Consider the following 11,115-nt stretch of genomic DNA (forward strand, 5'->3'; position numbering starts at 1 on the left):
ATGACGCTATCGGCGGTGATTGACCGATCTCGATCATCGTCCGGCCCGGGGCCGGTTTCACGGGTAGTCGACTACTCCATTGGCGATGTCCTCCGGACCGGCTGGGACGTTCCGGCCTGGAGTGGTATCGATTCGGGGTATTGCCGACCTGCCGGGCGGACAACTGTCCCCCACATACGCAGTCGGAAGGTAACCGAATCATCCACGGCCACCGGCGCTTTCGTGGTGGGTGCCGCTACGCGCGGGTCCTCCTGCTGCGCGATCCTGACCTCACCGGGCTGGGTCATCCCCGACGTCCGCGACGCACCGGGCGCACATCGAGTAGTCGACTACCCGTGCACGCCCGCCAATCCGTCGTTAGCGTTCGGGTCGTCGTGCTCCGTGGATGGATCCGAAGGGAGGCTCATGGGGTCAGCGAACTTCGCCGCCGCCCTACGGAACCACCGGCCGCATGCCCGACGAACTGTTAGTGTCCACTGCAGCTACCAACGGCAGACCACGAGCGGGGGCGCCGTGCGCGCAGCACGCGACGACACCGGCGCGTTCCCTAGGAAATGGCGGCGCGCGACGCTTCATCGCTGCTGCGCGGCCATCAGGAACGCTGCGTCAGCCGGATCCGTCAAGTGGAGGCAACGATGATGCTCGTCGATCAACTGGCGCGAGTGGCAGAGCTGACCGACCGGTGGATCGGATGGTCCCGGCTTCCCAAACCGTTAGGGCTCGCGGTCCTCATCGGATTGCGTGAGCAGCTGCGTGCCCACAATCTCTTCGACACCGGCCGCGGACCCGACGACCGGCCCCCACCCGGCGTCGACATCACTTCCTGCCGCGACGCCCGCACGCCGGATGGGACCAACAACGACCTGCAATACCCGCTGATGGGATCGTTGGGCAGCCGGTTCGGTCGAAACGTCCCCACCGAATTGACCTATCCCGAGGGACCCGACCGCATCATGGAGCCCAATCCGCGCGTGATCAGCCGGCGACTGCTGACCCGCGACACGTTCAAACCCGCCACCACGCTGAACTTGTTGGCGGCCGCATGGATCCAGTTCGAGGTCCACGATTGGTTCAGCCACGGCACCGTCAATGCCGATCCCTGGAAGATCCCGATCGAGGGTGCTGACCCGTGGCCCGAGCCAACGATGACGATCAACCGGACACCACCGGACCCCAGCCCTGACGCGTCGGGGCCGCCCACGTTCGTCACGCAGGACACCCACTGGTGGGATGGGTCCCAAATCTACGGCAACACAAAGGGATTCGCGGAGGGTCTGCGCACCGGCGAGCTGGGGCAGGTCAGGATCGACGACGTCGGCCTGCATCCGGAAGAGCTTGAGACCTACCTCGATCCGCACGGGGCGGTCCGGGCCAACTTCTGGGTCGGATTGGCGCTGCTGCACTCGCTGTTCCTGCGCGAGCACAACACCATCTGTCGCGAGCTGCACCAGCACTATCCCGAGATGAGTGACCAGCAGCTGTACGACAAAGCGCGCCTCATCAACGCGGCACTGATGGCCAAGATCCACACGCTGGAGTGGACCCCGGCGATCATCGCCCACCCCACCACCGAGTCGGCCATGCGGGCCAACTGGTTCGGGGTGCTCGGGCAGCACTTCGAGGAGCGCTTCGGTCGCATCACCCCTAACGAGGTGCTACAGGGCATCCCCGGATCGCCCACCAACCACGACGGCGTGCCGTACTCGCTGACCGAGGAATTCGTCGCCGTCTACCGCATGCATCCGCTGATCCCCGACGACTACACGGTGCGCTCGCTGCGGGACGACGACGAGCTGGCGCGCTACCAACTGCCCGACTTGTCGGTGCCCAACGTTCGAGAGCGCCTGGCGCAGTGGCCGGCCGACGACCTCTTCTACTCGATGGGGGTGGCTCACCCGGGCGACATCACGTTGCACAACTTCCCGATCCATCTGCAGGACTTCCACCGGGTCAATGACATTCCGATCGACCTGGCCGCCGCGGACATCCTGCGGATCCGCGAGCGTGGGGTGCCGCGCTACAACGCCTTTCGACGAATGCTGCGACTCAAGCCTGCCGCCAGCTTCGAGGAGCTCACCGACAACCCGGAGTGGGCCGAGGAGCTTCGCGAGATCTACGGCGACGTCGAACGCGTTGACCTCATGATCGGCCTGTACGCCGAACCCAAGCCGGCCGGTTTCGGGTTCAGCGACACAGCCTTCCGGATTTTCATCCTGATGGCCTCGCGCCGGCTACGCAGCGACCGCTTTTTCACCACCGATTACACCCCGGCGACGTACACCGAGGCCGGCATGGCGTGGGTACGGACCAACTCGTTGCGCACCATACTGATCCGGCACTTCCCCGCCCTGGAGCCCACCCTGCGCTCGGTCGACAATCCGTTCGCCCCCTGGCCAACCACGCAAGCGCGGCCGTCGACGCGGATCTCCCCGCCACCCACCACCGGGCGCCGCTATCCGCCGCCGCCCGGCGCGCAGCCCACCTACGTCCCCTACAGCGACGCCCTCGAACGGCCGGGCGCCGAGGAGGATCGTGAGATCGACGCAATCGTCAAGTCCTTGCACGGCAACAACGAGTGGGCGTACAAGAAGTTTCATCACGGCCTACGCGACGCCCACGCCAAGACGCTGGCCGTGCTGCGCGGTGAGCTCACGGTCTACCCGGACCTGCCTCCCGAGTTGGCCCAGGGCCTATTCGCCGAGCCACGCAACTACCCGGTGATCACCCGGCTGTCCACCACCTCCGGGGTGATCCGAAGTGACCAGATCCGCGGGGTGCACGGCCTCGCGGTCAAGGTGCTCCTTGACGAACCCGGCGAGCGCATCCTGGCCGACGATGACGCCGCCACACAGGACTTTCTGCTGGTGACCCACCGGGAATTCCCCTTCGCCGATGTACGGGCATACCTGCGCGTCGGCATGCCGCTGGCGTGGGTGTTGGCTCGACTGTCCGATCCCGCGCTGTCGGCTGTGGGTGCGCTGCTCACGGGCGCCAGATCGGTGCTGGCCCAGGTGGGGGTGTCGCTGCCCAACGCCGTGGAGATCTTCATCGAACCCAACACCCACATCCTCGGGCAGAACTTTTATTCGTCGGCTCCCATCCGATGGGGTGATCATGTCGCCAAATTCGAGATCGTGCCGCTGTCGGAATCGGTGACGACGTTGGCAGGCCAGCCCCTGCCGGCGGATGCGGGCTACGACGCCTACCGCAATCAGGTGTTCGACTTCTTCGCCACGAACAGCGCCGAATTTGAGCTGCGGGCCCAACTGTGCACCGACCTGACCAGGATGCCCATCGAGGACGCCACCGTACCGTGGCCCGAAGAACTCAGCCCACACATCGGGGTCGCCAAACTCAGCTACCCGCAACAGAACCCGGACTCCCCCGACCGGCGACGGTTCGGCGACGACGTGCTGTCCTACAACTCGTGGCGCGGCCTGGCCGCGCATCGACCGCTGGGCCCCATCAACCGCCTCAAACTCAAGGTCTACGAAGCATCCAGCACCTTCCGCCATGAGAAGAACGAGGTCCCCCTCCTTGAGCCAACTATCGCCGACCTGCCCCGATAGCGGCGCCGGCCAGCTTCCCGCCTCCACCCGGGCCCACGCGGCGGAGGCGGTGAGCAGCGGGCGCAGCGTCAATTTGCGGTCCGCGGCCAGCTCCCTGGGCGACGGTGCGGATGCGGCCTTAGACTTTGCGTTCATGAGCAGCCAGTGGCAGTTGCTCGAACGCCCGCGGGAGCAGGCGACGATCCGCTGCGCGCTCACCGGCGACGGACAGCGTGGGGTCGTGCTCATCGGTCCCGCCGGCGTCGGTAAGACGACGCTCGCCCGCACCGTGGCCGCCACATTGCCGTCCGCAGTGCACTGGGCGGCGTGCACCGAGTCGTCCCAAACCATCCCGCTGGGCGCGTTCCTGCAGTGGGTGGGTACCTCGGGCGCGCGCGACCCGATCGCGTTGCTGGCCGCGGCGCGCGAAAATCTGTTGGCCGGCGCCGAGCCGGTGGTCGGCGTCGACGACGCGCATTTGCTCGATCAGCTCTCGGCCACACTGCTGCACCACATCGCCGCCGAACGCGCCGGGCGCATCGTGGCCACGGTCCGGAGCGGCGAAGCCGTACCCGATGCGGTCACCTCACTCTGGAAAGACGGCTACCTGCAGCGGTTCGACCTAGAGCCGCTGTCGAAGGACCAGAGCATCGCGTTGGTCGAATCGGTGCTGGGCGGCACGTTGGAAGGCCTGTCCGCCGATGTCATGTGGACGGCCTCCGGGGGCAATCCACTGTTCTTGCGGCACATGGTCGAAGGGGCGGTCGAAGCGCGCACCCTGACCGAGGTCGACGGTGTCTGGCAGCTGCGCGGGCCCACCGCCGTCTCGTCCGGCCTGGCCGAACTGCTGGAGAACCGACTTGATCGTGCCGGTGCCGATGCGCTGGGCGCGCTGAAATATCTCGCGTTGTGCGAGCCGCTGGACCTCGACGCGCTCGTCGAGTTGGCCGGTGAAGACGCCGTGGACGCCGCCGAGCTGCAGGGGCTCGTCCGCATTGTGCGCGACGGTCCCGTCCTCAACGCGCGCATCAGCCATCCGCTGTACGGGGATGTGGTGCGCAAGCGCACGGGTACCGCGTCTGCGCGACGGCTGCGCGGGCGCCTCGTGTCGGTGCTGTCCGGCCGCGAGATCACCTCTGCGGCCGACCGGATCCGCCTGGCACAACTGTCCGTCGACAGCGACCAGGTCGCCGATAACGGCCTGCTGGTCGCCGCCGCACGGGACGCTGTCTTTTTGGCCAACCTGCCGCTCGGGGAACGCTTGGCGCGCAGTGCAGTTGAGCACGGCGACGGGCTTCGCGCCGCCGAATTGCTCTCCCGCGCGGTGCTGTGGCAGGGGCGGCCGGCCGAAGCCGACGCGATCCTGGCGCAGTTCGAACCCGACGGCCTCGACGAGCTGCAGCTGGTTCGGTGGGGTATCCCGCGGGTGTCCACACTGTTTTGGTCGATGGGCGAAGTGGCACACGCCCAGGACATCCTGGCCGTGATGCGACAGCGGGTCACCCACCCCGCCCTGCGCCTTGTCGTGGAGGCCACTGGGGCGGCGATGGCGGTGCACCAGAACAAGATTGAGGAGGGCATCGCGGCCGCGGAGGCCGTCCTGGCCGATCCCACTGCGCCCAAGCAGGCCGTCGACTTCGCCGCGTTCGCCGCTGGCCTCGCCATGCCCGTCGCCGGGCGTGGCGCCAACTTCGAGCCGATCGCCGCACGGTGTCGCGCGGAACAGAAGCCCACCGACGGGATGATCCGTTGGATGATCCGGTACGGCGACATCCTGGCACTGGCGCACACCGGCCGACTGGATCTCGCCGATCAGCGGGTGGCCGACTACAGCAGGTTTTCCTCTCAGGGACAGTTCGTCGGTTGGGCGATCGCAAAAATCATGGCCGGCGTCGTCGCCGTCTACCGAGGAGACTTTCCTTCGGCCATCGCCTCATTCGAGCAGTCGCTCGCCGCGCTCAACGCCGAGAATTCCTTGCCGTGGCGGTTGCCGTGCCGGCTGCTGCTGGCCCGGGCGTATGCCGCGCTGGGCCGAACGGCCGAAGCCGAGCGGGTGCTCGCCGACGCCAACGAACACGCCGGCCCGCACCTCGCCTTGCATGAGCCGATGGCCATCATCGCCAAGTCGTGGCTCGCTGCCGCCCGCGGCGGTGAACGCACCGGAGTCGACCTGGCGCGTGCCGCCGCCGACACCGCCCATCGCGCAGGCCAATACGCGATCGAAGCCGAGGCCCTGCACCACGCGGCCCGCTTCGGGGACCGCACAGTCGCGGCTCGCCTGGGAGCGCTGGCCAAACAGGTCGACGGCACGTCGGCCCCGCTCTATGCCCGCCATGCGGCAGCGCTGGCCGGATCCGATCCGCGCGCCCTGGACACGGTGAGCATCGACTTCGAGAATGCAGGTCTGCTGCTCTCGGCCGCGGACGCCGCTGCCCAAGCCGTCGTGCTCTATGACCGCGCCGGCCATAACCGACACACCACCGAAATAGCTGCGCGGGCACTGCGACTCGCCGGGGTGTGCGGCGGCGCCACCACGCCGGCGATCCGGGCCGCGGCCCGGCCCCTTCCGATCAGCTCCCGCGAACGTGAGATCGCCGCCCTGATCGCGGAAGGCCTGTCCAACCGCGAGATCGCCGACAAGCTGACTGTGTCCGTGCGTACCGTCGAAGGGCACATCTACCGGGCCTGCATCAAACTCGACGTCTCCGACCGCGACGAGCTGGCGGCCATCGTCGCGTGCAATAAGATCGGCTGACCGGGTTGGTTGCGGCGACACTACTCCAGCTCGCTGGTCGGCGCCGAGGCGTCATCGAGTAGTAGCCGGGCCTCAAGGGGCGCGGTCCCGCTCGCGCAGCTAGCCGACCGCGCGGCGAGTCCCCGGTGTCCGGGATTCAGTGGCGGCGGCTGCCCGTGAATTACGTTTGCGCGCTTAGTGTTTCGCATATCGCACCGGCCGCCAGCCGAAACGAGGTGCGCCCTGCGAACACCCGGCCGCCGCTCCCGGATGTCTGATCGGCAGCGCACAACCCCGTTTTCACATCGGGTAGTCGGCTACGCGTGTCCACAACACCGGTGGCTACCTAAGTTTCCTCATACACCAAATCCACGGGTACGAATCCAGCCCAGGGAGACGAAATGCTATTCAATCCAGCAACAGTGGCGCCCCACCGTGACGCGCCTACCCTCGCGGCGCCCGTATGGGCCGACCGCGCATCCGCTTGCCCAGTGCCGTCGTATCCACCTGTTGTGGGGGATAAGGTGACGGCGACGCCGGGCGCCGGGGGAGCATCGAACACCAACCCCGCTTCCCCGGCGCCCGTTCTCACCAGCGCGCCCGAGGCGATGTCCGCCTTCGGGATTTCCGATGTCGCGTCGCAGGCCACTGCGCGCCGGCATCGCTGGATCATCTCGCTCAGGCATCGGTTGTCGCAGCGCTCAGACGCCCCGCGCCGATCCTATCCACCACGGCGCCCCGCCTACCTCGAGCGCGCCGCAATGGCTCGCGCAATGGAACGACTGTGAACGGCCTAACGGTCGCCGGTGAGGGCGTTTTCCTGGTCATGATCAGCATCGGCACCTACCACCTCTCCACATGGCTGGAGCGGTGGGACTACAAGCGCCACCGCGAGGACTGAGGCGGCCCCCTCACTGGGCCGCAACCCAGAAACCTGTTTCAGGATGATGACTTTCGATCGGTCCGCGGTACTGATCGTCGATGACGCTTTGGAGATGGGGCGACCGGTACTTTCTCAATCCGCGCGATTCGAGTAGTCCGCTACGCATGTTCCCCAACAAGAGCCGGCGTAGACCTAATCGCATCGACCCCGGGATTGCTCTCCCGACGATAAAACCTTCAACAACCTCAAAGAACGGAAAAGCGCAATGTCCAAATTGTCTCCAGGAACCTCGCAGGATCCTTTCGTCGCCTACGCCGACTGCATCCTCGAGGGAGGTACGCTTGCGTGGCGAAACAACAACCCGGGAAATCTGCTGCCGGGGAAACTCCCCTACAAGAACGCGATTGGCATCGATAAGCGTGGGCTTGCGATCTTTCCCGACTACAGCTCAGGATGGACGGCGCTGCACGACGTGCTGCGGTCCAATCTCTATGGCAGCCTTAGCATCACCGACGCAATGAAGAAGTACGCCCCGGCCAGCGACCCCCGCAACGATCCCGTCGCGTACGCCGCCCGGATTCACCAGCTGACCGGCCTCGACACCACCCGGCTCGTCAAATCGTTGAGCGATGACGAACTCCAGAAAATGATGGGCGCCATCAAACAGGTGGAGGGCTTCACCGTGGGCACGATTCACCACCCGACGGACTCCAACCTGACACCTCAACTGCGGGACCTCTTCGGCCTGACCAGCTCTTCAGACGCCTCGGCCCCCTCCGACACGTCGGGCGACTCGAACACCGTAGCAGCCTCGGACGGCTCCGAAACATCCAGTGCTACAGCCAGTTCCGACGCCTCGGACGCCTCAGACAGTTCCGACAGTTCAGATACCTCGGACAGCTCGGACACGTCGGGCAATTCCGACAGCTCCAGCTCGCCGGATAGCACGGACAACACGGCCGGTTCCGAAACGACCGACAGCACAGACAATTCCGACACCTCCGATACCTCCGGTACCTCCGATACCTCCGACACGTCGGACAGCTCGGACACGTCGGACAGCTCCGACAGCTCGGATGACTCCGGCTCGTCTGCAACACCGGAGCCGGAGCTCGCCGGCGCCGACAGCTAGGCCGACCGAATGGGTGGATGCACCCGACGGTTAGGCCGCGGGTGCATCGTCCACCGGTAGGAGATCCGGTATCCCGCAGTGCCGGGTACCGGATCACCGGTCCGGACGGACCTCCCCGAAACCGAATACCCCGCCATAAACCCAGCGGCAGAACAACTGTCGCGCCCGACTCCGCGATCGAGGCATTGATATGACCGCACCTTGGGTCGTCGACCAGAACGACGACAACAGCGCCGACACCAACATCGACGACAGCACCGATACTTCGGGGGACACCGATAGCAGCACAGACACCGGTGGTGACGTCATCGGCGACTCCCCCAGCGATACAGTTCCGGACGCCGACGCACCCAGCGACTCGGGAATCGACCCCCTCGAAGCGCCGGAACCCGAGCCACAGAAGTCCGGTACGACAGGCCCCGACGCCGGCGCCGACACCACCGCGAGGGACTCCTCGACAGGAGCGGACGCGCCGTCGGCTGACCCAGGGCCGCCCTACCTGATCGTCGACCAGTATTCCGGCGACAGCGGAATGAACCCGCCCTGGAGCGCGCTGGTTGCCCAACCGCAGTTCTACGGCGCCATCATCAAGGCGTGGGAAGGCAATACCTTCAACGACGGCGGTTGGTTTGCGCAGAACTGGCCGGCGGTCAAAGATGCCGGCGGATCACGTTACGGCAGTAGCTGGTTCCGTGGCGCCTACCTATTCCTCAAATTCGATACGGCCGGTGCCGATCAAGCCGCGGCGTACCTGCAGGCGGTCGACGCCGCCGGTGGGTGGGACCACGGTGACATCATGCCGATCATCGACGTCGAATTGGGCGGCGCGGCGAACACCAACCACCGTGCCAGCGCGCAGCAGGTAATCGACTGCGTCAGTGCCTGCGCACAGCAGCTCAAGTCCGAACTCGGAAGTCGCGTCATGCTTTACGGACGCGGCGCGATGCGCGACCTCGGCATCACCGACAAGATGGGCTGCGATGTGGCCTGGAACCCCAGCTACACCCCACAGATGGTCCGCCACGGCCTCGAGGCCTTCCAGCTCGACGAGATCGTCCTATGGCAGTACTGCGGCGACAACACGTCCTACCTTACCGGCTATCCGCACACCGTTGCGGGCTTCAACAAGATCGACATCAGCGTGTTCGTCAAGGGCGCCGCACGGCCCACACTCGACGATCTCCGAAACGCCGTTCTCAAGTAGTACGGCTGTAAGCTATTGAAATCCCCAGGAGCACACCGTGACACACCGAGCAGCCATCGTCGGAGTCAATGACTACACCGCCCAGACGAGCCTGCCGCCCGGCTGGTCGGTGAGCAATCTCAACCGCTCGCTCGACGACGCCGACGCGATGAACACGCTCTTGAGCCAGAGTTTCAATGCCACGGTCATCGCGTCATTGACGGACGGCGCCGCCACGCGTGACGCCATCTACGCCGCGATCAGGAACCTGCTCGCGCAGAGTGACGCTGGGGATGTGGCGACGTTTTTCTTCTCCGGCCATGGGGGCCGGCTACCGGCCGATGACTCAAACCCGCAGCGCTACTATGAATGTTTCATTCCCGCGAGCGGTGCCCCGATTACCGACCTCGATCTGCATGCGTTGGCCGACTCGCTGCAGCCATCCTTCGTCAACTTCACCGTGATCCTCGACAGCTGCAATTCCGGCGGCATCCATGAGGGCACGCCCGACGAGCCGGTGAAGTCGGCGACCTACTCCGCCGATGTCGTGCGGTCCTGCGTCAGCACGATGTCCACGATCGTGCCCTGCGGCGTCCTCATCGACCCGGGGAGCACCGCATTCGACGGCAACGTTTCCCACGTCGTCGGCCAAGGCAATGGCGTGGTTTGCAGTGTCGACGACAACAAGGCTCTCGTCGCCGGGTCGAAATCGTGCGTGGTGGCGGCATGCCGATACGACGAGTCGGCGTGGGAGGCCGATACCCACAGCGCGCTCACCCAGGCATTGGTCAACGTCGTCGCGGCGTCGGGCGCCGACATCAGCTATCTCGATCTGATCGACAAACTTCGCGACGAGGTACAGAACCAGCTCGGCAGGTCGCAGACACCAACGCTGTTGGGCCAGCAGAACCGCATGGACGAGAACTTCCTCGCCGGCTGGAACACCTCCAAACCCGAGCAGTTCGATTACGCTGCCACCTGATGCCCGCCGAGCGGGGCGCGGATCACTGGGGTGTCATCTTGAGGCGTTCGCGTTGGTCCACCCGCGCCCCGGATTGATACTGTGGGCCACAAGGACTCTGGGCATGCGTTTGATCGGCAGATCAGGAACCGCCCGCGTTGTCCTGCGCGGCGGGGTCTGAACCCGAGGCCGTGACCGAACCATCCGCGGAGGTGCTTTGCGGTCCGACAGCCGTCGGCGGCTGCACGAGATCGGGCGCGTCCGCCGGCGGGAGGACCGGCAGGTGGCTGCACAACAGCGCGACCACTTGCATGCCCGGTCGCGAATAGGTCCACGTCCCATCGGACGTGGTGCTCGAGGCACCCGCCAGCGAGAACGGACCGACAAAGCCATTGCCGCTCAACGACGCTTGGTCCTGGCCACTCCATTGCACCGAGATGTTGAGGTCTTTGACCACGACGATCGCGATCGGCAGCCCATATGTCAGCGCGGCGTCACCCTGGGTGACCGCTGCGTTCGGCGCCGGCAACAGCCCGCCCTTCGGCATGCCAGGCACGTACCAGTTGGGGTCGGCCAAGAAGACCCCGTCCCAGGTCGACACCCCTGCCGCCGCGAAGCCGATGGTCGCGGACATGTATTTGAAAGACACCGACATGCGGGGGGGCGGTGGCGGC

General features: G+C 66.0%; 5 protein-coding genes and 2 pseudogenes. 6 read left to right on the forward strand and 1 reads right to left on the reverse strand.

Annotated features, from left to right (window positions below; genetic code table 11):
• Nucleotides 1–635 precede the first annotated feature (635 nt).
• The 6 genes and pseudogenes from A5624_RS28635 to A5624_RS14855 form a co-directional block, all read left to right on the forward strand.
• A pseudogene (locus A5624_RS28635) lies at nt 636–2,423 on the forward strand (peroxidase family protein); the annotation flags it as partial.
• Nucleotides 2,424–3,569, forward strand: a complete 1,146-nt coding sequence (locus A5624_RS28640) for a catalase family protein (protein WP_197518968.1) — start codon at nt 2,424–2,426, stop codon at nt 3,567–3,569.
• Nucleotides 3,570–3,702: 133 nt separating this feature from the next.
• On the forward strand, nt 3,703–6,303 hold the full coding sequence (locus tag A5624_RS14840) for a LuxR family transcriptional regulator (RefSeq protein ID WP_066867405.1): 2,601 nt from the start codon (nt 3,703–3,705) through the stop codon (nt 6,301–6,303).
• Nucleotides 6,304–7,430: 1,127 nt separating this feature from the next.
• Entirely contained in the window at nt 7,431–8,297 is an 867-nt protein-coding gene (locus A5624_RS14845) for a hypothetical protein (protein WP_066867399.1), read from the forward strand.
• 190 nt (nt 8,298–8,487) lie between these two features.
• A complete protein-coding gene (locus A5624_RS14850; protein WP_066867401.1) occupies nt 8,488–9,501 on the forward strand; it encodes a GH25 family lysozyme in 1,014 nt (337 codons plus the stop codon).
• A 37-nt stretch (nt 9,502–9,538) separates the two neighbouring features.
• Nucleotides 9,539–10,462 carry a caspase family protein gene (locus A5624_RS14855; protein WP_066867403.1) on the forward strand — a complete coding sequence of 308 codons (924 nt, stop codon included), beginning with the start codon at nt 9,539–9,541 and terminating at the stop codon, nt 10,460–10,462.
• A 121-nt stretch (nt 10,463–10,583) separates the two neighbouring features.
• Here the strand turns inward: A5624_RS14855 and A5624_RS14860 are convergent.
• Nucleotides 10,584–11,115: pseudogene (locus tag A5624_RS14860) on the reverse strand (hypothetical protein); the annotation flags it as partial.

The organism is Mycobacterium sp. 1482292.6 (assembly GCF_001672995.1).
Lineage (GTDB): Bacteria > Actinomycetota > Actinomycetes > Mycobacteriales > Mycobacteriaceae > Mycobacterium > Mycobacterium europaeum_A.

Coding starts and splice junctions, on each gene's coding strand:
- A5624_RS14845 (WP_066867399.1), top strand. CDS start 7,431: ATGTCCAAATTGTCTCCAGGAACCTCGCAGGATCCTTTCGTCGCCTAC.
- A5624_RS14840 (WP_066867405.1), top strand. CDS start 3,703: ATGAGCAGCCAGTGGCAGTTGCTCGAACGCCCGCGGGAGCAGGCGACG.
- A5624_RS14850 (WP_066867401.1), top strand. CDS start 8,488: ATGACCGCACCTTGGGTCGTCGACCAGAACGACGACAACAGCGCCGAC.